Annotated in this window: 23 protein-coding genes; 4 read left to right on the top strand and 19 right to left on the bottom strand. The window is 56.4% G+C overall.

The window, feature by feature from the left end; genetic code table 11:
• From cydA to sdhC, 9 genes are all read right to left on the bottom strand, one after another.
• Window positions 1–1,602, bottom strand: a complete 1,602-nt coding sequence (gene cydA, locus C2U54_RS11410; RefSeq protein ID WP_103178724.1) for a cytochrome ubiquinol oxidase subunit I — start codon at window positions 1,600–1,602, stop codon at window positions 1–3.
• A gap of 811 nt (window positions 1,603–2,413) precedes the next feature.
• Complete coding sequence (gene sucD, locus C2U54_RS11405) at window positions 2,414–3,283, bottom strand: succinate--CoA ligase subunit alpha (protein ID WP_103178723.1); 870 nt, start codon at window positions 3,281–3,283, stop codon at window positions 2,414–2,416.
• The gene (gene sucC / locus C2U54_RS11400) at window positions 3,283–4,449 is read right to left on the bottom strand and encodes an ADP-forming succinate--CoA ligase subunit beta (RefSeq protein WP_103178722.1); all 1,167 of its coding nucleotides are present in this window, start codon (window positions 4,447–4,449) and stop codon (window positions 3,283–3,285) included. Before sucC ends, sucD begins: the two co-directional genes overlap by 1 nt.
• 87 nt (window positions 4,450–4,536) lie before the next feature.
• Window positions 4,537–5,763 carry a 2-oxoglutarate dehydrogenase complex dihydrolipoyllysine-residue succinyltransferase gene (odhB, locus tag C2U54_RS11395; protein WP_103178721.1) on the bottom strand — a complete coding sequence of 409 codons (1,227 nt, stop codon included), beginning with the start codon at window positions 5,761–5,763 and terminating at the stop codon, window positions 4,537–4,539.
• Between the two features lie 14 nt (window positions 5,764–5,777).
• Window positions 5,778–8,585 (bottom strand): 2-oxoglutarate dehydrogenase E1 component, encoded by a 2,808-nt coding sequence (gene sucA / locus C2U54_RS11390; protein ID WP_103178720.1) that lies wholly within the window; start codon window positions 8,583–8,585, stop codon window positions 5,778–5,780.
• 238 nt (window positions 8,586–8,823) lie between these two features.
• Window positions 8,824–9,540 (bottom strand): succinate dehydrogenase iron-sulfur subunit SdhB, encoded by a 717-nt coding sequence (gene sdhB / locus C2U54_RS11385; protein WP_103178719.1) that lies wholly within the window; start codon window positions 9,538–9,540, stop codon window positions 8,824–8,826.
• A 15-nt stretch (window positions 9,541–9,555) separates the two neighbouring features.
• Window positions 9,556–11,322, bottom strand: coding sequence for a succinate dehydrogenase flavoprotein subunit (gene sdhA, locus C2U54_RS11380; RefSeq protein WP_103178718.1), 1,767 nt, complete (start codon window positions 11,320–11,322; stop codon window positions 9,556–9,558).
• Window positions 11,322–11,669 carry a succinate dehydrogenase membrane anchor subunit gene (gene sdhD, locus C2U54_RS11375; RefSeq protein WP_103178717.1) on the bottom strand — a complete coding sequence of 116 codons (348 nt, stop codon included), beginning with the start codon at window positions 11,667–11,669 and terminating at the stop codon, window positions 11,322–11,324. Before sdhD ends, sdhA begins: the two co-directional genes overlap by 1 nt.
• The gene (gene sdhC / locus C2U54_RS11370; RefSeq protein ID WP_168192044.1) at window positions 11,663–12,067 is read right to left on the bottom strand and encodes a succinate dehydrogenase cytochrome b556 subunit; all 405 of its coding nucleotides are present in this window, start codon (window positions 12,065–12,067) and stop codon (window positions 11,663–11,665) included. The genes sdhD and sdhC overlap by 7 nt, the downstream gene beginning before the upstream one ends.
• A 327-nt stretch (window positions 12,068–12,394) precedes the next feature.
• Here sdhC and C2U54_RS28090 point away from each other — a divergent pair, with 327 nt between their 5' ends.
• Window positions 12,395–12,502 carry a hypothetical protein gene (locus tag C2U54_RS28090; RefSeq protein WP_418936630.1) on the top strand — a complete coding sequence of 36 codons (108 nt, stop codon included), beginning with the start codon at window positions 12,395–12,397 and terminating at the stop codon, window positions 12,500–12,502.
• A 205-nt stretch (window positions 12,503–12,707) separates the two neighbouring features.
• Window positions 12,708–13,994, top strand: a complete 1,287-nt coding sequence (locus C2U54_RS11360) for a citrate synthase (RefSeq protein WP_103178716.1) — start codon at window positions 12,708–12,710, stop codon at window positions 13,992–13,994.
• 81 nt (window positions 13,995–14,075) lie between these two features.
• On the opposite strand, the gene nei is transcribed toward C2U54_RS11360, so the two are convergent.
• The 10 genes from nei to C2U54_RS11310 form a co-directional block, all read right to left on the bottom strand.
• On the bottom strand, window positions 14,076–14,867 hold the full coding sequence (gene nei / locus C2U54_RS11355; protein ID WP_103178715.1) for an endonuclease VIII: 792 nt from the start codon (window positions 14,865–14,867) through the stop codon (window positions 14,076–14,078).
• Between the two features lie 12 nt (window positions 14,868–14,879).
• Window positions 14,880–15,524: a pyroglutamyl-peptidase I gene (pcp, locus tag C2U54_RS11350; protein WP_103178714.1), complete on the bottom strand. Its 645-nt coding sequence runs from the start codon at window positions 15,522–15,524 to the stop codon at window positions 14,880–14,882.
• A gap of 9 nt (window positions 15,525–15,533) precedes the next feature.
• A complete protein-coding gene (locus C2U54_RS11345) occupies window positions 15,534–16,529 on the bottom strand; it encodes a DUF979 domain-containing protein (protein ID WP_103178713.1) in 996 nt (331 codons plus the stop codon).
• A complete protein-coding gene (locus tag C2U54_RS11340) occupies window positions 16,526–17,236 on the bottom strand; it encodes a DUF969 domain-containing protein (protein WP_103178712.1) in 711 nt (236 codons plus the stop codon). Before C2U54_RS11340 ends, C2U54_RS11345 begins: the two co-directional genes overlap by 4 nt.
• A 35-nt stretch (window positions 17,237–17,271) precedes the next feature.
• Window positions 17,272–18,006, bottom strand: coding sequence for a 5-oxoprolinase subunit PxpA (gene pxpA, locus C2U54_RS11335; protein WP_103181048.1), 735 nt, complete (start codon window positions 18,004–18,006; stop codon window positions 17,272–17,274).
• Window positions 17,996–18,928: a 5-oxoprolinase subunit PxpC gene (gene pxpC, locus C2U54_RS11330; RefSeq protein ID WP_103178711.1), complete on the bottom strand. Its 933-nt coding sequence runs from the start codon at window positions 18,926–18,928 to the stop codon at window positions 17,996–17,998. The genes pxpA and pxpC overlap by 11 nt, the downstream gene beginning before the upstream one ends.
• Window positions 18,922–19,578, bottom strand: coding sequence for a 5-oxoprolinase subunit PxpB (pxpB, locus tag C2U54_RS11325; protein WP_103178710.1), 657 nt, complete (start codon window positions 19,576–19,578; stop codon window positions 18,922–18,924). The genes pxpC and pxpB overlap by 7 nt, the downstream gene beginning before the upstream one ends.
• A 14-nt stretch (window positions 19,579–19,592) precedes the next feature.
• On the bottom strand, window positions 19,593–20,336 hold the full coding sequence (locus tag C2U54_RS11320) for a type 2 GTP cyclohydrolase I (RefSeq protein ID WP_103178709.1): 744 nt from the start codon (window positions 20,334–20,336) through the stop codon (window positions 19,593–19,595).
• Between the two features lie 9 nt (window positions 20,337–20,345).
• Window positions 20,346–21,758 (bottom strand): deoxyribodipyrimidine photo-lyase, encoded by a 1,413-nt coding sequence (gene phrB / locus C2U54_RS11315; RefSeq protein WP_103178708.1) that lies wholly within the window; start codon window positions 21,756–21,758, stop codon window positions 20,346–20,348.
• 179 nt (window positions 21,759–21,937) lie between these two features.
• Window positions 21,938–22,144: a YbfA family protein gene (locus tag C2U54_RS11310; protein WP_103181047.1), complete on the bottom strand. Its 207-nt coding sequence runs from the start codon at window positions 22,142–22,144 to the stop codon at window positions 21,938–21,940.
• Window positions 22,145–22,452: 308 nt separating this feature from the next.
• On the opposite strand from C2U54_RS11310, the gene kdpF reads away from it, so the two are divergent.
• Both kdpF and kdpA read left to right on the top strand, forming a co-directional pair.
• Window positions 22,453–22,542: a K(+)-transporting ATPase subunit F gene (kdpF, locus tag C2U54_RS11305; RefSeq protein ID WP_103178707.1), complete on the top strand. Its 90-nt coding sequence runs from the start codon at window positions 22,453–22,455 to the stop codon at window positions 22,540–22,542.
• The gene (gene kdpA, locus C2U54_RS11300) at window positions 22,542–24,221 is read left to right on the top strand and encodes a potassium-transporting ATPase subunit KdpA (protein WP_103178706.1); all 1,680 of its coding nucleotides are present in this window, start codon (window positions 22,542–22,544) and stop codon (window positions 24,219–24,221) included. Before kdpF ends, kdpA begins: the two co-directional genes overlap by 1 nt.
• Window positions 24,222–24,235: the final 14 nt, after the last annotated feature.

Here is a 24,235-nt window from a genome sequence, read left to right as displayed (position 1 = left end):
TTACCGTGCCGGCTGAGTAGTCACGGTGGACTGCTCGTAGTGAGGCTGAGAAGCAACGGTGGACTGCTCATAATGGTAGCGACCGGTTTTCAGGCTGCTTGGGCCAAGGCGCGCAAACTTGAACATCAGGAACAGTTCAGCCACCAGGAACAGAGTGTAGAGGCCGCAAATCAGCAACATGGAGAAAATCAGATCGCCTGCGGTAAGAGAGGAGTTCGCCACCGCAGTTGGCAGCACCTCACCGATAGCCCACGGCTGACGGCCATACTCCGCAACAAACCAGCCGGATTCAATGGCAATCCACGGCAGCGGAATCGCATACAATGCGGTGCGCAGCAGCCATTTCTTCTCACCGATACGGTTACGAATGACCGACCAGAAGGAGGCGGCGATAATCAGCAGCATCAGCACACCACAACCCACCATGATACGGAAGGCGAAGTAGAGCGGCGCCACGCGCGGAATCGAGTCTTTGGTCGCCATCTGGATCTGCTCTTCCGTCGCGTCAGAGACGTTCGGGGTATAGCGTTTCAGCAGCAGGCCATAGCCAAGGTCTTTTTTCACGTCGTTAAACTGGTCGCGAACAGACTGATCGCTGGTCCCGGAACGCAGTTCTTCCAGCAGCGAGTAGGCTTTCATCCCGTTACGGATACGCTCTTCATGCTGCACCATCAGATCTTTCAGACCGATAACCGGCGTATCCACAGAGCGGGTGGCAATGATGCCCAGCGCATAAGGGATCTGAATAGCAAAGTGGTTCTCCTGCGCATCCTGATCGGGGATACCAAAGAGGGTAAAGGCGGCCGGGGCAGGCTGGGTTTCCCATTCTGCTTCGATCGCTGCCAGTTTGGTTTTCTGCACGTCGCCCATTTCGTAACCGGATTCATCACCCAGCACGATAACGGAGAGGATAGCCGCCATACCGAAGCTCGCCGCGATGGCGAAAGAGCGCTTAGCAAAGGCGAAGTCACGACCACGCAGCATGTAGTAGGCGCTGATGCCCAGCACGAACATCGCGCCGCAGACATAGCCGGAGGCCACAGTGTGAACGAATTTCACCTGCGCGACCGGGTTCAGCACCAGCTCGGAGAAGCTGACCATCTCCATACGCATGGTTTCGAAGTTGAAATCAGAGGCGATAGGGTTCTGCATCCAGCCGTTGGCGACCAGGATCCACAGTGCGGACAGGTTAGAGCCCAGGGCCACCAACCAGGTTACGCACATATGCTGGACTTTACCCAGACGATCCCAACCAAAGAAGAACAGACCTACAAAGGTAGATTCGAGGAAGAAGGCCATCAGACCTTCAATGGCCAGCGGCGCCCCGAAGATATCCCCGACATAGTGGGAATAATAAGACCAGTTAGTCCCGAACTGGAACTCCATGGTCAGGCCGGTTGCCACGCCCAGCGCAAAGTTGATACCAAACAACTTGCCCCAGAACTTGGTCATATCTTTATAAATCTGTTTGCCGGAGAGGACGTAAACCGTTTCCATGATGGCCAACAGGAACGCCATACCGAGCGTCAGCGGCACAAACAGGAAGTGGTACATCGCGGTCAAGGCAAACTGTAAGCGCGACAGTTCGACTACGTCTAACATTATGACTCCTTGCTCATCGCATGAAGACTCCGAGAGTGAATCCCGTTAGAGAAGGATCCACACACATGCCCCAAAAATTATCAGCACCCTTTCTTCGTTACTTAATCCTCGCAGGAGGAAAAAAGCGATGATGAAAGGTTACAGATGCGTTAATAAAAACTGAAATTGATCCCGCAAATATATTACGCTGCAAAACCCTTACAATAAACAGGTTTTTAATGGAAGTCTTTTACGATTTACGACAGCGATCAATATTTAGCAAAATTACCACTTTCCGACCAATTTGATCGGGAACAATTTAGCGCCTTTTGACGCTCTTTTCCAGGTATTAAATATTGATATAAATCAATAATGCCTGAACGTGTTAAGGGTGTTTACGCGTGGTAAATGCAATGAAAATGATGTTAATGATATGTTTTAATATTCGCTTGATGGTTATCAAATAAAGCGGGGATTATAAATAAAGGTGATTTAAATTAACGCAGGCAGCGAAGCATTTTTTTAATAAGCCTGTACTACTAATGTCAGATGGTTCACAGTAATTTTCCGCAGGGGTTTTATCAAAAATTATTATCACAAATATTTTACTTTTAACAATCTATAATTTAACACCCATGTGTTGCTAATTTGTTTCATCCCGTCGAACCAAAAATGTTTTCACGGCCGTTTGCTTAACTTTCATCCGCCCTACCCGCCTCTGTCTCCACACGTAAACACTGTCGCGCAAAAAAAAGGCCATCTTGCGATGGCCAACCATGTCGAAACGGACATTTATTATGTCAAAGCTCCCCGCACGGGGAGCAGAGAGGATTTACTTAATGATGGATTTCAGTGCTTCACCGATGTCAGCCAGGCTGCGCACGGTTTTCACGCCAGCGGCTTCCAGAGCAGCGAATTTCTCATCCGCAGTGCCTTTGCCGCCCGCGATGATGGCGCCTGCATGGCCCATACGCTTGCCTTTCGGCGCGGTCACACCCGCGATGTAGCCAACAACTGGCTTGGTCACGTGATTTTTAATGTAAGCAGCCGCTTCTTCTTCTGCGCTACCGCCGATTTCACCGATCATCACAATCGCTTCAGTCTGCGGGTCTTCCTGGAACAGCTTCAGGATGTCGATGAAGTTAGAGCCCGGGATCGGGTCGCCGCCGATGCCCACGCAGGTGGACTGGCCGAAACCGTAGTCGGTGGTCTGCTTAACCGCTTCATAGGTCAGGGTACCGGAACGAGAGACGATGCCCACTTTACCTGGCTTGTGAATGTGACCCGGCATGATGCCGATTTTGCATTCGCCTGGGGTGATCACGCCCGGGCAGTTTGGCCCGATCATGCGCACGCCCGCTTCGTCCAGCTTCACCTTCACGGTCAGCATATCCAGGGTCGGAATACCTTCGGTGATGGTGATAATCAGTTTGATGCCTGCGTCGATCGCTTCCAGGATGGAGTCTTTGCAGAACGGCGCCGGAACGTAGATCACGGTGGCAGTTGCGCCAGTCGCTTCTACCGCTTCACGAACGGTGTTGAACACCGGCAGGCCCAGATGGGTGGTGCCGCCTTTACCTGGCGTTACGCCGCCAACCATCTGCGTACCGTAGGCAATCGCCTGCTCAGAGTGGAATGAACCCTGGCTACCGGTGAAGCCCTGGCAGATAACCTTGGTATCTTTATTAATTAAAACGGACATTATTTCCCCTCCACTGCGGCAACAACCTGCTGAGCTGCATCCGTCAGACTTTTCGCTGCAATAATATTCAGGCCGCTGTCAGCCAGTTTTTTCGCGCCGAGTTCAGCGTTGTTACCTTCCAGACGAACGACAACCGGGACGTTCACGCCCACTTCTTCTACCGCGCCGATGATACCGTCAGCGATCAGGTCGCAACGTACGATACCGCCGAAGATGTTAACCAGAACGGCTTTCACGTTGTCATCGGAGAGAATAATTTTGAATGCTTCGGTCACGCGCTCTTTGGTTGCGCCGCCGCCCACATCCAGGAAGTTTGCCGGCTCGCCGCCGTGCAGCTTAACGATGTCCATGGTGCCCATTGCCAGGCCCGCACCGTTAACCATGCAGCCGATGTTGCCATCGAGTGCCACGTAGTTCAGCTCCCACTGTGCAGCCTGCGCTTCACGTGGATCTTCCTGAGACTGGTCGCGCATTTCGCGCAGGTCAGCCTGGCGGAACAGCGCGTTGCCGTCAGCGCCCAGTTTGCCATCGAGGCAGATCAGATCGCCCTGCTTGGTGATCACCAGCGGGTTGATTTCGATCAGCGCCAGATCGCGCTCCAGGAAGATGGTTGCCAGGCCCATGAAGATCTTGGTGAATTGCTGCACCAGTTTACCTTCCAGACCCAGTTTGAAGGCCAGCTCACGACCCTGGTAAGGCATTGGGCCTGCCAGCGGATCGATAGCGACTTTGTGGATCAGATGCGGCGTCTCTTCCGCCACTTTTTCGATCTCCACGCCGCCTTCGGTAGAGGCCATGAACACCACGCGACGGGAGCTACGGTCTACGACTGCGCCCAGGTAGAGTTCTTTAGCAATATCGGTTGCCGCTTCAACCAGGATCTGGTTAACCGGCTGGCCGGCTGCGTCTGTCTGGTAGGTCACCAGACGTTTGCCGAGCCAGTGCTCCGCAAAGGCGCGGATCTCTTCTTTACTGTTAACGACTTTCACACCGCCCGCTTTACCGCGGCCGCCAGCGTGAACCTGACATTTCACTACCCATGGACCCGCACCGATTTTAGAGGCGGCTTCTTCTGCTTCACGAGGGGTATTGCAGGCATAACCCACCGGAGCCGGTAAGCCATACCGGGCAAACAGCTGTTTTGCCTGATATTCATGTAAGTTCATGTGTTCTATCCATCCTTCAGGGTAATCGTTAGGTCATGCTTTTGTAGGCCCGGCAGACCAGGTGCCGCCGGGCAGTACCGCGAAAAACTAGACGTCCAGCAGCAGACGGGTCGGATCTTCCAGCAGCTCTTTAATCGCCACCAGGAAGCCCACGGACTCGCGGCCATCGATCAGACGGTGATCGTAAGAGAGCGCCAGATACATCATTGGCAGGATCTCCACTTTACCGTCTACCGCCATCGGGCGGTCTTTAATGGCGTGCATGCCAAGGATCGCGCTCTGCGGTGGGTTGATGATCGGGGTAGACATCAGCGAACCGAATACGCCGCCGTTGGTAATGGTGAAGTTACCGCCAGTCAGGTCATCTACGGTCAGCTTGCCGTCACGGCCTTTCACTGCCAGCTCTTTAATTTTCTTCTCGATGTCAGCCATGCCCAGGGTATCCACATCACGCAGAACCGGGGTTACCAGGCCGCGCGGAGTAGAAACGGCCATGCTCACGTCGAAGTAGTTATGATAAACCACATCATCGCCATCGATAGATGCGTTCACTTCCGGGTAGCGTTTCAGCGCTTCAACAACCGCTTTCACGTAGAAGGACATAAAGCCCAGACGGATACCGTGACGTTTTTCAAAGGCGTCACCGTACTGCTTACGCAGGTCCATGATTGGCTTCATGTTCACTTCGTTGAAGGTGGTCAGCATCGCGGTGGAGTTTTTCGCTTCCAGCAGACGCTCGGCCACGCGCTTACGCAGGCGGGTCATCGGCACGCGTTTTTCGCTGCGTGCGCCCAGAGCAGGCTGTGCTGCTGGTGCCGCTTCAGGCGCTTTGGCTTCTGCTTTCGCTTCAGACGGCGCTTTCGCCAGGTGTTTGTCAATATCTTCGCGGGTCAGGCGGCCACCAACGCCGGTGCCTTTAATGGCCGCCGGGTCGAGGCTGTGCTCAGCCAGCAGGCGACGGATCGCCGGGCTCAGCGCGTCGTTGCTCTGCTCTTCCAGAGAAGCCTGCTGGCGCTGGGCCGGCGTAGAGGCTTTCTCTTCAGACTTAGCGCTGGACTCTTTGCCCGCGCTGTTGCCTTCACGCAGGCGACCGAGGATCTGGCGAGAGGTTACCGTCGTACCTTCATCTTCCAGGACTGCATCCAGAATGCCATCCGCTGAAGCCGGTACTTCCAGTACCACTTTGTCAGTTTCGATTTCTACCAGCACTTCGTCGCGGGTTACCGCGTCGCCTGGTTTTTTGTGCCAGGTGGCGACGGTTGCATCTGCTACGGACTCAGGCAGGTCGGGAACAAGAATATCTACGCTACTCATTATGTATCCTTTAATTAATCGACGTTCAGCGCGTCATTGACCAGATCTTGTTGCTGCTTCTGGTGAACGGACATATACCCTACCGCCGGAGAGGCGGAGGCCGGGCGACCTGCATAACGCAGAGCAGACCCAAATGGAATCACTTCACGGAAATGATGCTGGCTGCAGTACCATGCGCCCTGGTTGAGCGGCTCTTCCTGGCACCAGACAAAATCATGTACGTGAGCGTAATGTTTCAGCACTTCCTGCATCGCCTGATGCGGGAACGGATAAAGCTGTTCGATACGCACGATGGCGACATCTTTCTGATCGTTCTTACGGCGCTGTTCCAGCAGGTCGTAATAAACCTTACCAGAACACATTACGACACGCTTAACGCCCTGCGGATCCAGTTCGTCAATTTCACCGATGGCCGGCAGGAAGGTGCCGTTTGCCAGCTCTTCCAGGCTGGAGACCGCCAGCGGGTGACGCAGCAGCGATTTCGGCGACATCACCACCAGCGGGCGGCGCATCCCGCGCAGCGCCTGACGACGCAGCATGTGATAAACCTGTGCCGGGGTAGACGGTACGCAAACCTGCATGTTCTGCTCGGCGCAGAGCTGCAGATAACGCTCCAGACGTGCGGAGGAGTGCTCCGGCCCCTGGCCTTCATAGCCGTGCGGCAGCAGCATCACCAGGCCACACATACGGCCCCACTTCTGCTCACCGGAAGAGATGAACTGGTCGATAACCACCTGCGCACCGTTGGCGAAGTCGCCGAACTGCGCTTCCCAGATGGTCAGGGTGCGTGGTTCTGCGGTGGCGTAACCGTATTCGAATGCCAGCACCGCTTCTTCAGAGAGCACGGAGTCCCAGACCTTAAACTGGCCCTGGCCGTTGTGCACGTGCTGCAGCGGGGTATAGGTTGAACCGTTGGTCTGGTTATGAATCACCGCATGACGGTGGAAGAAGGTGCCGCGGCCCGCATCTTCACCGGACAGACGGACCGGAATACCTTCATCAACCAGAGTGGCGTACGCCAGGTTCTCAGCTCCGCCCCAGTCAAAGAGCTTCTCGCCTGAGGCCATCGCCTGACGGTCAGCGTAGATCTTCTGCACACGGGACTGCATCTCGATCGCTTCAGGTACGGTGCTGATGCGTTTTGCCAGCTCCTGCAGACGCTTCATCTCTACCTTGTTCGGGTAGCTCTCATCCCACTCGTGGTTGAGGTATGGCGACCAGGTAAAGGAGTGCATGTTCATCGGACGCAACTCTTTCACCACGCATTCGCCGGCATCCAGCGCGTCGCGGTAGAGGTTGACCATCTCGGTGGCATCTTCCAGGGTGACAACCTTCTCCGCTTCCAGCTTGTCAGCATAGATTTTACGCGGGGTCGGATGTTTTTTGATTTTCTGGTACATCAGCGGCTGGGTTGCACTCGGCTCGTCCGCTTCGTTATGACCATGACGGCGATAGCAGAACAGGTCGATGAACACATCGCGCTTAAAGGTGTTACGGAAATCCAGCGCCAGGCGGGTCACGAACGCGACCGCTTCCGGGTCATCCGCGTTAACGTGGAAAATTGGCGCCTGAACCATCTTACCGATGTCGGTGCAGTATGGGGTGGAACGTGCGTCCAGCGGGTTAGAGGTGGTGAAGCCCACCTGGTTGTTGATGACGATGCGAACGGTACCGCCCACTTCGTAACCCCGCGCTTTCGACATGTTCAGGGTCTCCTGAACCACGCCCTGCCCGGTAACTGCCGCATCGCCGTGGATGGTGATTGGCAGAACTTTGTTGCTGCTTGGCTCGTCCAGACGATCCAGACGGGCGCGCACGGAGCCAATAACCACCGGGCTTACGATCTCAAGGTGCGACGGGTTAAACGCCAGCGCCATGTGAACCAGGCCGCCCTGGGTTTCGATATCCGATGAGAAGCCCATGTGGTACTTCACGTCACCGGTACCGAGGTGTTCTTTATGTTTGCCCGCGAATTCGTCGAACAGATCCTGCGGCTTTTTACCCAGCACGTTGATCAGCACGTTCAGACGACCACGGTGCGCCATGCCCAGTACCACTTCGCGGGTACCGCTGTTGCCCGCGTGGCGGATCAGCTCTTTCAGCATCGGCACCAGCGCATCGCCGCCTTCCAGCGAGAAGCGTTTTGCGCCCGGGAATTTCGCACCGAGATAACGCTCCAGCCCTTCGGCTGCGGTCAGTTCGTTCAGGAAACGCTTTTTCTCGTCGGCATTGAAGGTGGATTTACCGGCAACAGATTCGATACGCTGCTGGATCCAGCGTTTCTCTTCGGTAGAGGTGATGTGCATATACTCTGCGCCGATGGAGCCGCAGTAGGTCTGCTTCAGCGCTTCCAGCAGATCGCCCAGCTTCATCGTGTCTTTGCCGATAGCGAAAGAGCCAACGTTGAAGGTTTCCTGGAAATCCGCTTCGGTCAGGTCGTGATATGCCGGATCTAAATCAGCCACGCGCTCCTGCTTCCACAGTCCCAGCGGATCCAGATTTGCGTGCTGGTGGCCGCGGAAGCGGTAGGCGTTAATCAGCTGCAGGACTTTAACCTGCTTCGCATTGGTGTCAGGGTCGGAGATAGCGGAAGAGTAACGTGAGGCATCCTTCGCCAGACGACGGAAATAATCACGTGTTTTGGAATGAAATTGATCCGGTTTGACACCCGTTCCAGGTAACTCCTGGAACATGGAACGCCAGTTAGCGTCCACTGAGTCAGGGTCGGTTAAGAAGTCTTCATAGAGCTGTTCAATCCAGCTTTGGTTTGCACCAGAGAGGAATGAAGAGTCCAGCCAGGCTTTCATTGCGCCGTTCTGCATCGTGATCCCTTAAGCATTTTTATGCTTACTTTCGCCGTAGAAACTACCACGCACACTACGTGTACGTGCCGGGGTTCACCTGCGAGCTCTTTTCATTTGGCCCGCGAAGGAACCTTTAGAAACTGTCTAGACTTCAGGGCAGTTTTTAAAGGTTTCTGCAAATTGCCCGGTGGCGCTACGCTGACCGGGCCTACAAAATCGTAGGCCGGATAAGCGCAGCGCCATCCGGCGTTGTTACTTACGCACTGCGCTGCAACAACATCGACTTAATGTGGCCGATGGCACGCGTCGGGTTCAGCCCCTTAGGACATACACTGACGCAGTTCATGATGCTGTGGCAGCGGAATACGCTGAAAGCATCACTCAGCCCTTCCAGGCGGTTGTCGGTTTCGGTATCGCGGCTGTCAATCAGGAAGCGGTACGCTGCCAGCAGGCCAGCCGGGCCGATAAACTTGTCCGGGTTCCACCAGAACGACGGGCAAGAGGTCGAACAACATGCACAGAGGATACACTCATACAGGCCATCGAGTTTTTCACGCTGCTCTGGCGACTGTAAATGCTCGCGAGCGGGTGGATTTTGCCCATTATTCAACAAGTAAGGCTTAATCTTCTCATATTGTGCATAGAATTGCCCCATGTCCACCACCAAATCACGCACCACCGGCAGACCCGGCAGAGGGCGGATGACAATCTTCTGTCCCGGACGGTTAAGCGCCGAGATAGGCGTGATACAGGCCAGACCGTTTTTGCCATTCATGTTCAGACCGTCGGAGCCACACACCCCTTCACGGCAGGAACGACGAAACGACAGTGTCGGATCCTTTTCTTTCAGCTGCATTAAGGCGTCCAGCAGCATCATGTCACGGCCTTCTTCCGCTTCCAGGGTGTAATCCTGCATACGCGGAGCGTCATCAACATCAGGGTTATAACGATAAACTGAAAATTCGAGTTTCATTGTCCTGTCTCCGCATTAGTAAGTACGAATCTTCGGCGGGAACGCCGGACGCAGTTTCGGTTCCATATTGACGCTGCGTCGCGTCATGGATTCCGTCTCTGGCAGATACAGGGAGTGGCACAGCCAGTTTTCATCATCACGATCCGGGAAGTCGAAGCGGCTATGGGCGCCACGGCTTTCGGTACGGAAGTTTGCAGAGACCGCCGTTGCGTATGCGGTTTCCATCAGGTTATCCAGCTCCAGACATTCAACGCGCTGGGTGTTGAACTCGCTGGAGGTGTCGTCCAGACGGGCATTTTTCAGACGCTCGCGGATCGCTTTCAGCTGCTCAAGACCTTTGGCCATCGCGTCACCTTCACGGAATACCGAGAAGTTGTGCTGCATGCACTCCTGCAGCGCTTTACGGATTTCCACCGGATCTTCGCCGTTACGGTTGCCGTTCCAGCGGTTGAGACGTTCCAGAGAGGCTTCAATATTCGCTTCGGTGGCATCACGCAGTGGCCCCTGCTCGGCAATGGACTCCTGCAGATGCAGACCGACCGCACGACCAAACACCACCAGGTCGAGCAGAGAGTTGCCGCCCAGACGGTTGGCGCCGTGTACGGATACGCAGGCAATTTCGCCTACCGCAAACAGGCCCGGGATCACCACATCTTCGCCCTGCTCGTTCACGGTCAGCGCCTGGCCGGTCACTTTGGTCGGAATACCGCCCATCATGTAGTGACAGGTTGGGATAACCGGGATCGGCTCTTTAACCGGGTCGACGTGAGCGAAGGTACGGGAGAGTTCGAGGATGCCCGGCAGACGGGATTCCAGAACCTCTTTACCCAGATGATCCAATTTCAGCTTCGCGTGCGGGCCCCACGGACCGTCGCAGCCGCGGCCTTCACGGATTTCGATCATGATGGAACGCGCCACCACGTCACGACCCGCCAGGTCTTTCGCATTCGGGGCATAACGCTCCATGAAGCGCTCGCCATGTTTGTTCAGCAGATAGCCGCCTTCACCGCGGCAGCCTTCTGTTACCAGCACGCCCGCACCGGCGATACCGGTTGGGTGGAACTGCCACATCTCCATATCCTGCACCGGTACGCCAGCGCGGATAGCCATACCGACGCCGTCACCGGTGTTGATATGGGCGTTCGTAGTGGACTGATAAATACGGCCTGCGCCGCCGGTCGCCAGCACGGTGGCACGGGCTTTGAAGTAGACTACTTCACCGGTTTCAATGCACAGGGCGGTACAACCGACGATGGCGCCATCTTCGTTTTTCACCAGATCCAGCGCATACCACTCGGAGAAGATGGTGGTTTTGTTCTTCAGGTTCTGCTGGTACAGCGTGTGCAACAAGGCGTGACCGGTACGGTCCGCAGCCGCCGCTGTACGTGCCGCCTGCTCGCCGCCGAAGTTCTTCGACTGGCCGCCAAACGGACGTTGATAGATGGTGCCGTTCTCCAGGCGGGAGAACGGCAGCCCCATGTGGTCAAGCTCCAGAATCGCTTCCGGGCCGGTTTTACACATATATTCAATGGCGTCCTGGTCACCGATATAGTCGGAGCCTTTCACCGTGTCGTACATATGCCATTCCCAGTTATCATCATGGGTATTACCGAGCGCAACGGTGATGCCACCCTGCGCAGATACGGTATGGGAACGGGTCGGGAACACTTTAGAGAGCAGCGCACAGGTCTGGCCGCTCTGGGAAATTTGCAGCGCCGCGCGCATACCTGCGCCGCCAGCGCCAATCACTACAGCGTCAAATTCTCTGACTGGAAGTTTCATCACACACCCCACACCACAACAAATCCATAAATAACGTAAACCACCAGTGCAACGACAATAGCCAGCTGCAACGCGAGACGAATCGCCATTGATTTAACGTAGTCGGTCAGTACCTGCCACATGCCAATCCACGCGTGGATCAGAATGGAGAAGAGCGCCAGCAGGGTAAACACTTTGGTAAAGGCAGACCCGAAGAAGCCAGTCCAGATTTCCCAGGTCAGATCGCCGCTGGTGGCAAAGAAACCGATCATGTAGATGATGTAGAGGGTGAGAACGATAGCGGTAGCACGGACCAGAATGAAGTCATGTACGCCGTTGCGTCCTAATGCGGAGGCGTTGCTTACCATACGAGAACTCCTGCGAGAAGTGAAAGCACGACAGTGATAACAAAGGAGATGTTAGCGGTACGTTTGCCGGTTTCGAAGGTCTCTTCCAGATAGCCGACATCCATCAGCATATGGCGGATGCCGCCAACAACGTGATAGGCCAGCGCGGTGAGGATGCCCCACATGATAAATTTCACAAAGAAACCGTTCATGATGTCGGCGGCCTGCTGGAATCCTTCCGGAGACGAGAGGCTGGTACCCAGTAACCATAACAGGATACCCACCGCGACAAACGTGATCACACCGGATACACGATGAAGGATGGACGCTATTGCCGTTACGGGGAATCGGATCGTTTTGAGATCCAGATTGACAGGTCTTTGTTTTTTCACATTTCTTATCATGAATAACGCCCACATGCTGTTCTTATAGTTTCCTTCCTCCGGACTGCGATGCGGGTCAGACAGCGTGCCTTTTATATAACTGTGCGTCATGCAAAACATTGCTTCCAGATGCTCAAATGACACGTTACAACGCTGGTTGGCTCGGGATTGCAGGGTTTTCCGGAGACCTGGCGGCAGTATAGGCCGTTCACAAAATCATTACAATTAACCTACATACAGTTTGTCGGGTTTTCTCTGGAACAGTGATCAGGGTCACGATAACAACATCTTTTTAATTTTTAATCATCTGATTTGACAAATGTTAAACATTATTGTTACAAACATCACCAGAAAAGGCATATAATGCGCAAAAGTTATGAGGTCTCTCTTTCACCTGAGAATAAGTTATGTAACAGTGTGATGGTATTGACCGAAGTTATCAGGACAGTTATTAGTGATATACAGGTTTGAATAATTCGGACTGAACAAACACTGATTTGCTGTTATTTCTCTGGTTTCTCATTTGTTTACCTGCTAGCGCCATTGCTCTGTACCCTGGTTTCTCCTCGTGAGCTGAGCGGCGAGCCAAATAACAAACTGGTAACAATGATAAATCAGCTGAATGCAAATCCGGTTATGGGCAGTCTTAAGCAATAAGGCGCTAAGGAGACCGTAAATGGCTGATACTAAGGCAAAAATCACCCTAAATGGTGACGCTGCTATTGAACTGGATGTGCTAAAAGGCACGCTCGGTCAGGATGTTATTGATATCCGTAGTCTTGGTTCTAAAGGTATGTTTACCTTTGACCCTGGTTTTACCTCCACCGCATCTTGCGAGTCCAAAATCACCTACATCGACGGTGACGAAGGTATTCTGTTGCACCGCGGTTTCCCCATCGACCAGTTAGCGACTGACTCCAACTACCTGGAAGTGTGCTACATCCTGCTGAACGGCGAAAAGCCGACGCAGGAACAGTACGATGAGTTCAAAACCACCGTCACTCGTCACACGATGATCCATGAGCAGATTACCCGTCTGTTCCACGCCTTCCGCCGCGATTCACACCCAATGGCGGTAATGTGCGGGATCACCGGTGCACTGGCCGCGTTCTACCATGACTCCCTGGATGTGAATAACCAGCGTCACCGCGATATCGCCGCGTTCCGTCTGCTGTCCAAAATGCCAACCATGGCAGCGATGTGTTACAAATACTCCATCGGACAGCCGTTTGTTTATCCGCGCAACGACCTCTCTTACGCCGGTAACTTCCTGCGTATGATGTTCGCCACGCCGTGCGAAGAGTACGAAGTGAACCCGGTTCTGGAACGCGCAATGGATCGTATCCTGATCCTGCATGCTGACCACGAGCAGAACGCCTCTACCTCTACCGTCCGTACCGCTGGTTCTTCAGGCGCGAACCCGTTCGCCTGTATCGCAGCAGGTATCGCCTCCCTGTGGGGACCGGCACACGGCGGCGCGAACGAAGCGGCACTGAAGATGCTGGAAGAGATCAGCTCCGTTGAGCACATTCCTGAATTCGTCCGTCGTGCGAAGGATAAGAACGACTCCTTCCGTCTGATGGGCTTCGGTCATCGTGTTTACAAAAACTATGACCCGCGCGCAACCGTGATGCGTGAAACTTGCCACGAAGTGCTGAAAGAGCTGGGCACCAAAGATGACTTGCTGCAGGTGGCGATGGAGCTGGAACACATCGCGCTGAACGACCCGTACTTCATCGAGAAGAAACTCTACCCGAACGTCGATTTCTACTCCGGTATCATCCTGAAAGCGATGGGCATTCCATCTTCCATGTTTACCGTTATCTTCGCGATGGCGCGTACCGTGGGCTGGATTGCACACTGGAACGAAATGCACACCGAAGGGATGAAAATTGCCCGTCCTCGTCAGCTGTACACCGGCTACGAGCAGCGTAATTTCGAGTCTGACGTGACTAAACGCTAAAAGCGATGCCCGGCGGCGCTACGCTTGCCGGGCCTGTAAAAACGAACTAAGCCGGGTATGCGCAAGCGCCACACGGCTTTTTTACATCTGGCATTCAGGACACCAGTAAAACGGTCTGGAAGAGAGCGTCGTTTTCTCAATCACCCCGCCGCACCGCTCGCACTTTTTCCCCGCCCGATGAAACACCTTAAAGCGGAATAATGCCCCATGATGCTTCTTGTCATTCACCACCCCGCGGGTGTTGTACGACAAACGCGGGATGGAAAGTAGAGCATACGCCAGCGCGTCGAGCTGTTCTTCGGTGAGCTGTGACGCTTTATGCTGCGGCGCCAGCCCCACCTCCCACAGAATTTCCACCCGCAGATAGTTGCCCAGACCAGCGAGAAACGCCTGGTCCAGCAGCAGCCCGGAAAACTGCCGGTTGCGGAATTTTGCCGACAACAGCCGCGCTTTCACCTCCTCTGCCGTCAGACGTAAATCGAGGACATCCGGCCCCACCCGCTGCAGGAAGGGATGGGTAGTGAGTTGCTCCGGCAAGAGCATCTCAATATCCGAGGCGCTGTAGAGCAGAATGGTTTTATCCACGGTCTGTAACTTAACGCGCAGGACCCGCGTGGTCTGCGGCTCCTGGCCGGTCTCAACCACCCGCCAGACGCCATACAGTTGGTTATGGCTGTAGAGCGTCAGCTGGTTAGAAAAGTGAGTGAGCAGCGCTTTACCGCGCGTCTCCAGATGCGTGACCGTCTCGCCGATAAGCCGGGATTCAAACGGTTTTAACTGAGGGAAAGCAAACCACACGTCGGTGAGCGGTTTGCCTTTTATCGCCGCCTCCAGGCTATCCGCCGCGCGGCGGATCTCTGGTCCTTCTGGCATAATGACTCCTTGTTAGTGCGTTGCGCCGCCCACCACTTTAATATCCGCCTCCTGGCGCAGCGCCACCGTAATGGCGATCTCCAGCGCCTGCTTTACGGTTTGCGTCGCCATGCTCGGGGCGCCAGGGTGCGCCGCCGCCTGCTCGGGCAGGTAAGGAATATGGATAAAACCTCCCTTCACCTCCGGGCGGTCGGCCAGCTTGTGCAGCACGCCATACATCACGTGGTTGCAGACGAATGTCCCCGCCGTCTGCGAAACCGAAGCAGGAATACCTGATTCACGCAGCGCCGCCACCATCGCTTTAATGGGCAGCGTGCTGAACCAGGCCGCCGGGCCGCCCTCAACGATGGCGACATCCACCGGCTGTCGGCCATGGTTATCCGGGATACGGGCATCATCAACGTTGATCGCTACCCGCTCAACGGTGACATCCACCCGGCCCCCGGCCTGCCCTACCGCCAGTACAACGGAGGGCTGTAGCGCATCAATGGCCGCGTTCAGCACCAACAACGACTCGCCAAACACGCAGGGCAACTGCCGCGCCACCACGCGGCAATCGTCAATAATTGCGCCATCAAGCTGCTTTACCACCTCCCATGAGGGGTTAACGGTTTCGCCGCCAAACGGCTCAAAGCCGGTGATCAATACGGTTCGCATCATTTCTCCTTACAGGAACATCAGGAAGTAGAGCAGGAAGACGTTAGCGATCAGCAGCAATACCCCGGTGGGGACCTGCGCCTTAATGACCGCGTTTTTATCGGGTAACTCCAGCAGCGCGGCGGGCACAATATTGAAGTTGGCCGCCATCGGCGTCATCAGGGTGCCACAGTAGCCGGAGAACATGCCAATCGCCGCCATCACCGCCGGGTTGCCGCCGTGTTGCAGCACCAGAATGGGAATACCGATCCCGGCGGTGACAATCGGAAACGCGGCGAAGGCGTTACCCATTACCATGGTCAGCAGCGCCATGCCCACGGCGTAGACCGCCACCGCAATAAACCGGCTGTCGACCGCCAGGTACGTCTGGGTGAGATAGGAAATGCCTTCCCCGACGCCGGCGGCGGTAAACAGCAGGCCAAGGGTCGCCAGGATCTGCGGCAGAATAAAGGCCCAGCCGATAGAGTCGAGCAGACGGCGCGCCTCCTGCAAAGGCTGATGCACTTTCTCATGGGTCATTTTAACCGCCATCGCCAGGCCAATCAGCGAGCCGACGGTCATGGAGAAGAGCGTCACCAGGGTCGAGTGGTTACCCGGCCCGAATAGCGTCTCCTGCAGGCCCGGGATGTGGTTGAACATCAGCACGCCCACCACCGTCACCACCGGAATGGCCAGCGCTGGTAAAAAGAGTCGATTGCCCAGACGCTTCGCGCTGCTCTCATGCTCTTCTGGCGTGCGCTGGTGATAACTCCCCAGGCGCACCCCGCCGAAACCGGCGATCAGTGCCAGCAGCACGACTGCCACACCCACTGCGATATGGACGGTGCGCTTGTCGCCCACCAGATCGTAGGTCCAGTTCCCCAGCAGGAACAGCAGGCCGTAAATGCCCCAGAACAGACCGGTGGTCATACGTCGCGGGTTGGCTTTATCGCGAAACGACATCAGCGCCACGATGAGCAGGATCAGCCCTGCCAGCCAGTAGAGATAGCTTTGCTGGAAATTCATTTTACCTCTCCCTGCACTTTGGCCAGCTCGCGCTCCAGATGCTTATCCAGGCGGTAGAGGCGGGTCGCGTGGATCGCAAAGGCGCAGAGCGCGGTCGGGATCCCCCAGAGGGCAATATGCAGCGGCTCCGTCTGGATCCCACCGGATTCCAGCATAAAGTTATGCATAAAGATGATGGCGCCAAAGGCAACAAAGATATCTTCGCCAAAGAAGAGCCCGACGTTATCGGTGGCTGCCGACATCGCCCGCAGTCGATAGCGCACCGCCCCCGGCAGCTCGCCATACTTTTTCTCCGCCGCCCCTTCCGCCATCGGCGCCAGCAGCGGGCGCACCATCTGCGGGTGTCCGCCAAGGCTGGTCAGCCCCATTGCCGCCGACGTTTCACGGACGAAGAGATAGACGATCAAAAGCCGCCCGGCGGTGGCGCTGTGGATCTTCGCGATCCACGCCTGGGCCCGCTCTTTCAGGCCGTGGCGCTCCAGCAGACCAATAACCGCCAGCGGGATCAGCAGGATATAAGGCAGGTTACGGGTATTGAGGAACCCTTCGCCCAGTTTTTCCAGAATGGTGGCGATGGGCATTTGCGCCGCCAGGCCGGTGACGATCCCGGCGACAATGACCACCAGCACCGGGTTAAAGCGTAAGAGAAACCCGACCACAATCACCGCGATACCGATGAGTGGCCAGAGGGATAGCGTCTCTGCCATGACCTTTTTCCTGTCGTTGTGTTTGCAAGTGTGCGTTATGCACTGATTTTTATATTATTTTCTTCAAATTCTCTGCGCAGACGACGGGCAAAGGCCAGCGCATGCTCGCCGTCACCGTGGATACACACCGTCTGCGCATGCACGGCTGCCCATTCACCGGTAATACTCTTCACCCGTCCGCGCTGGATCATCTCCAGGGTTTGCGCCAGGGCCTGATCTTCATCGGCGATCAGCGCCCCGGCCTGGGTACGCGGCACCAGGCTGCCATCGGCCTGATATCCACGATCGGCAAACACCTCTTCCCGGGTGATCAGGCCATAGCGCGTTCCCGCGCGGATCAACTCGCTCCCCGCCAGCCCGACCAGGATCAGATCCGGGTCAACGGTCGAAACGGCGCGGGCGATCGCATCCGCCAGGTCGCGATCTTTTGCCGCCTGGTTATAGAGCATGCCGTGCGGTTTTACGTGACGCAGCTGCCCGCCTTCGGCGCGAACGATCGCCGCCAGGGCACCAATCTGGTAGAGCATCTGGGCGTAGACTGTCTCCGGCGGCAGGGTCATGGCCGTGCGGCCAAAGTTTTCCCGGTCCGGGAAGCTGGGGTGCGCCCCGATGGCCACCCCATTTTTTAGCGCTTCGCGCACGCAGGCCAGCATGGTTTCGGCATCGCCGGCATGGAATCCGCAGGCGATATTGGCTGACGACACCAGCTTTAACAGTGCGGCATCGCTGCCGCACCCTTCACCTAAATCTGCATTTAAATCAACCGCGATCATGTAACCTCCACGCCAGCTGTTCGATGTACTGCTTCTGGATGCGCCGCGCCTCCAGCGCCTCTTCCAGCGTACAGGGGACAAAGTGAATAGGTTGTCCGAGCGGGGCCTGCGCCAGATGGTACATATCGGCCTCGATGATGCAGGCGATCCGCGGGTACCCCCCGGTGGTCTGGGCATCGTTCATCAGAATGATAGGCTGTCCGTTATGCGGCACCTGAATCACGCCCGGGAGCAGCCCGTGCGACAGCATCTCCCGATCGGTGGTGCGCGCCAGCTTTTGCCCCTGCAGGCGGTAGCCCATACGGTTACTCTGTGGGCTGAGCTGCCAGGGCAGACGCCAGAGCGCATCCTGGGAGGCCTGATCGAACTCATGGTATTCCGGTCCCGGCAAGGCCCGCACGCGGTTACTCCAAAGGAGCTGTTTCACGCCCTGGGCTTCACGGAATTCACGCCCACCGGCCCGAACCTGCAGGCGATCGCCATCTTTCAGCAGCCGCCCTTCGTGACCGCCCAGCCCCACCTTCAGGTCGGTGCTGAGGGAGTTCATGACCTGCGGCACGTCGATTCCGCCCGCAATGGCCAGATAGCTGCGCATGCCCCGGCGGGGACGATTAAGGGTGAGCTGTTGCCCGGCTTTCACCGGCAGGCGCCAGCCGGTCCAGACCGCGGCCCCGTCAAGCCGGGCATCACAGCCCGCACCGGTCAGGGCAAACCAGCCATCCTGTTCAAATTCGAAGATAGATTGCCCCAGGGTGATCTCCAGCGCGGCATCATCCGGGTCATTGCCCACCAGCAGATTACCAATCTGCAGTGCCGGTTTATCCAGCGCGCCGCAGTAGCTGATTCCTGACTGGCGAAACCCGATACGTCCGCCATCCTGCACCGAAGTATGAAGACCCGCACGAATGATTTTTAACATACCCCCTCCTTCAGCGGGATAAACCGCACGGTGTCGCCCGGTCGCAGCAGCACCGGCTCGTCACGAGCGGGATCGAACAGCGGCAGAGAGGTGTGCCCAATCAGCTGCCAGCCTCCGGGTGTGGCTAAGGGATAAATACCGGTCTGCGACCCGCCAATCCCCACCGAGCCCGCCGGCACCTGCAACCGGGGTTCAGCGCGACGCGGCGTAGCCAGTTGCTCAGGCAGCCCGCCCAGATACGGAAAGCCCGGCTGAAAGCCCAAAAACCAGACCACATAATCCGCGGAGGAATGGAGCTCCACGACCTGTTTCTCGGTCAGCCCCGCGTGTCGCGCCACCTCGCCCAGATCGGGGCCCGCAGCAGTACCATACACCACGGGGATCTCGATAGCGCGGGAATCGGGTTCCAGCGCTTCGCTCTCTTCCCACCAGCGCTGCAGACGTTCTATGGCATCCAGCGCCACCGAGTGGGGATTGCGCAGCACCACGGTGATGTTATTCATCCCCGGAATGGCTTCCACCACTTCAGGGATTTCACCCAGTCGCTGGGTCAAGCGCCAGATCCGTTTTTGCGTCGCCAGGGTCACCGGCGGCTCCAGTTCCAGTACGACGGCGGTTTCGCCTAGCAGATAACAACGTGCTCGCTGCACTTAGATACCTCTCATCAGGCTGGATTAGGAATATCGACAAAGGTGACATCCAGGTCGGTGTTTTCTGTCAGCCATTCGCTGAGCGCGCGAATGCCGCCGCGTTCCGTGGCATGGTGACCTGCCGCATAAAAATGCAGCCCCTGCTCGCGGGCGGAGTGAATGGTTTGCTCAGAGACTTCGCCGGTGATAAACGCATCGACGCCAAAACGCGCCGCGCTGTCAATAAAGCTCTGTCCGCCGCCGGTACACCAGGCGACGCGTTTAACCTCATCCGGCCCGGTATCGCCGCTCCACAGCGGACGACGCCCCAGCCGCGCTTCGATCCACGAGGCCAGCTCCAGACCCGGCACCGGCATGGAGAGTTCCCCCCACGGCACCAGCGGCTCGATTTCGCCCATGATGTTAATGCCGAGCAGCGCCGCCAGCTGGGCGTTGTTTCCCAGCTCCGGGTGCGCATCCAGCGGCAGGTGCCAGCCATAGAGGTTGATGTCGTTCTCCAGCAAGGTCTTCAGGCGGTTGCGCTTCATGCCGCGGATAACCGGAGATTCCCCCTTCCAGAAATAGCCGTGATGAACGATAACGGCATCGGCCTGCTGGCGAACCGCTTCATCCAGCAGCGCCTGGCTTGCCGTCACACCGGTAACAATCTTCTGAATAGTTTCGCGCCCTTCCACCTGCAGGCCATTCGGTGCGTAGTCGCTGAAGCTGGCGCTGTTCAGTTTGTCGTTAATCAGTCGTTCCAGTTCACTGTTTTTCATTATGACTCCCTATGCTTTACGGGCGGCTTCATACGCGGCCAGCGTGGCAACGCGCGCCTGTTTATGGTCGACAACCGGGCGGGGATACGCGAGGGTGACGCCCTGCTTGTCCGCCCAGATCCAGGGATCGTGGATGGCCTTGTCCGGCACGGTGGCCAGCTCCGGCAGCCAGCGGCGGATAAACACGCCGTCGGAATCAAACTTCTGTCCCTGGGTTGTCGGGTTAAAAATACGAAAATAGGGGGCGGCGTCGGTTCCGGTTGATGCCGCCCACTGCCAGCCGCCGTTATTGGCGGCCAGGTCGCCATCGATCAGCTGTGAAATAAAGTAACGTTCCCCGGCACGCCAGTCGATAAGCAGATCCTTTACCAGAAAGCTGGCGGTGATCATCCGCAGGCGATTGTGCATCCAGCCGGTTTCATTCAGCTGACGCATGGCTGCATCGACAATCGGATAGCCGGTTTGTCCCTCTTGCCAGGCTTTCAGCTGCACATCGTCAGACTGCCATTCGACGTTATCAGTCCAGCGGATGAATGGCCGATATTTACATAAATCAGGGTGATACGTCATCAGATGACGATAAAACTCGCGCCAGATAAGCTCGTTGAGCCATACCGCTCCCGGCCCCCCCTCCAGCGCCTGGGGTTGCTCGGCCAGCAAGCGGTGCAAGCACTGGCGAGGAGACAGCACCCCCAGCGCCAGGCAGGCGGAGAGACGGCTGGTCCCTTCGATAGCCGGAAAATCGCGCTGCGCCTCATACTCCCCTGCCCCCTGTTGACAGAACTGACGCAGCCGGGCAATCGCCTCTCTCTCGCTCGCTGGAAAGAGGTCAGTATCGAATGGCTGTTGCGGATAATCGAAATCCAGCGCCGCCGGGGTCACCTTTTCGCCCTCGCGGACGGCAGGAGCCGCCGCACACTCAGGCAGCCCCTCTTTCAGCCGCCGCAGCCAGGCGTTTTTAAACGGCGTAAAGACCTTGTACATCTCATGACTGCCGGTCATGACGCTGCCCGGCGGCAGGATCACGCTGTCATCAAAACCCTGACAGATCACCTCCTGCAACGCGCGCTCCAGCTGACGATCGCGCTGCTGCTCGTTCAGTTCGTACTGGTAGTTATAAAAGAGATGGGTGACCTCATGCTCTGCGCAAAGCTGCGCCACTTTTTCGCCCTGGGCGGCGAAATCAGCCACCTGCGCGTAGAGCAGCGGAATGTTTCTGTCGGCCAGCTGCTGTTGCAGATCGTTGAGATGAGCATGAAGAAAGGCGGCCTGGCGAGGCGCCATGGCGTGCTCACGCCACTGCTGCGGCGTGGCGATGAAAAGCGCCAGGACGCGGGCATGTTTGTCGCGGCAGGCGGCGGCAAGCGCAAGGTTATCGTGGATGCGCAGATCGGCGCGAAACCAGACCAGATGGGTGGCCATAACACTCCAGTATTATCGTCTGTAACATCTACAAGTCACCGAGGATACTTTGCTTTAACAAGTGTAGCCATACTGAAATAAAAAAGGCCGCCCAACGGACCGCGAATCCCGGGGGATAAAAAAACCGCCACATTGCTGTGGCGGTTTTTTGTTACTGCAATTGCTGTGTGTAGTCTTTCTTAATAAAAATCACAAATGGCTTTTTCAGCCTGATCCATCCACACCGGCTTATCGCTGGTCTTCGCCCATACGCGATGCAGATAGCTGTAAAAACGTGCACGATCTTTCCAGAACAGCATAACTGGTAACGCCAGAACACCCGCTAACACAGCGAAAGTGCGGCGAATAAAAACGATATGTGCCGGATACGCTTTGTAAAATTCCATCATTTTCTCCCCTCTTTCTGGCCGGAAATCTGCTCCGGAAAAGTAAAACTGATTATCTGCTGAAAATAGTAACGCTTTGGCTGTAATTTTACTACTCATCCGACCACTTTTTTGTCCTCTAAAAGGGATCTTTATACTTCATCCCGTAATTTAGTTACATAAAAGTTAAATTAATACTAACCATTAGTTAAATTATGGTCTTAGCCATTTTTATACTTTTTTTACACCTCCCCGTCTGATTTTTGCGAAATCTTTGCGCCAGAAAATTTACCGTTTGCACCATGACTAATGTCACCCGGAGGTGAATTGTGAGTGCAGGTGTAATTGTGGGCATCGCGCTGCTGTTTCTGTTACTGGGGTATCTGATTTATGCCCTGCTTAACGCGGAGGCATTCTGATGGCTGCTCAGGGATTTCTGCTTATCGCCAGCTTTCTGCTGGTACTGTTCATACTCGCCCGGCCACTGGGGATGTGGCTGGCACGCATGATTAACGGCCTGCCGCTGCCCGGGGTGCAGGCCATTGACGCAGGGATACTGCGCCTGCTGGGGATCCGCGCCGACGAGATGAGCTGGCGCCATTATCTGTTGGCTATTCTGCTGCTTAATGGCGTGGGCCTGGTTGTGCTCTTCGCCATGCTGATGCTTCAGGGCACTCTGCCGCTCAATCCGCAGCAGCTGCCGGGGCTTTCATGGCATCTGGCGCTGAATACCGCCGTCAGCTTTGTCAGCAACACCAACTGGCAGTCCTATGCCGGTGAAACCACTCTGAGCTATTTCAGCCAGATGGCGGGGCTGACGGTACAAAACTTCCTCTCTGCAGCCAGCGGCATTGCGGTGATCTTCGCCCTGACCCGCGCCTTCTCCCGCCAGAATATCACTACGCTTGGCAACGCCTGGGTCGATCTGACCCGCATCACCCTGTGGGTGTTGCTGCCGCTGTCGCTGGTTATCGCCCTGCTGTTTATGCAGCAGGGTGTATTGCAGAACCTGCTTCCTTATCAGCCCTTCACCTCGCTGGAGGGGGCCAGGCAGCTGCTGCCGATGGGGCCGGTCGCCTCGCAGGAAGCGATCAAAATAGTGGGTACCAACGGAGGAGGTTTCTTTAATGCCAACTCCACCCATCCGTTTGAGAATCCGACCGCGCTGACCAACGCCGTGCAGATGCTGGCGATCTTCCTGATCCCCACCGCACTGTGCTTTGCCTTTGGCGAGTCGGTCAGCGATCGGCGCCAGGGGCATACGATCCTGTGGACCATGTCCGCCATCTTTGTGGTCTGCGCGGCGCTGGTGATGTGGGCGGAGTGGCAGGGTAACAGCCACTTTATGCTGCTCGGCGCGGACAGCAACAGCAACATGGAAGGAAAAGAGAGCCGCTTTGGCATTCTCGCCAGCAGCCTGTATGCGGTGATCACCACCGCCGCCTCCTGCGGAGCGGTTAACGCCATGCATGACTCCTTCACCGCCCTGGGCGGCATGATCCCGATGTGGCTGATGCAGATTGGTGAAGTGGTGTTTGGCGGCGTTGGATCGGGCCTGTACGGCATGCTGCTGTTTGTGCTGCTGGCGGTCTTTATCGCCGGGCTGATGATTGGCCGCACCCCGGAATATCTGGGTAAGAAAATCGACGTGCGTGAGATGAAGCTGACCGCGCTGGCGATCCTCGTCACCCCGGCGCTGGTGCTGCTCGGCACCGCACTGGCGCTGATGACTGACGCCGGGCGCAGCGGCATCTTCAACCCCGGGATCCACGGCTTCAGCGAGGTGCTGTACGCGGTGTCGTCGGCAGCCAACAACAACGGCAGCGCCTTTGCGGGCCTGAGCGCAAACTCACCGTTCTGGAACTGCCTGCTGGCATTCTGCATGTTGGTCGGCCGCTTTGGGGTGATTATTCCGGTCATAGCCATCGCCGGATCGCTGGTGAACAAGACCCGCCAGCCCGCCTCTGGCGGCACGCTGCCTACCCACGGCGCGCTGTTTGTGGGTCTGCTGATCGGCACCGTCCTGCTGGTCGGCGCCCTCACCTTTATTCCCGCCCTCGCATTAGGCCCGGTTGCGGAACACCTCTCTTTACGCTGATTTTACGGAGTATT

The sequence above is a fragment of the Leclercia sp. LSNIH1 genome (genome assembly GCF_002902985.1).
Taxonomy (GTDB): domain Bacteria; phylum Pseudomonadota; class Gammaproteobacteria; order Enterobacterales; family Enterobacteriaceae; genus Enterobacter.
The sequence above is the reverse complement of the archived record's forward strand: the minus strand, read 5'-3'. Positions and strand labels throughout refer to the sequence as shown.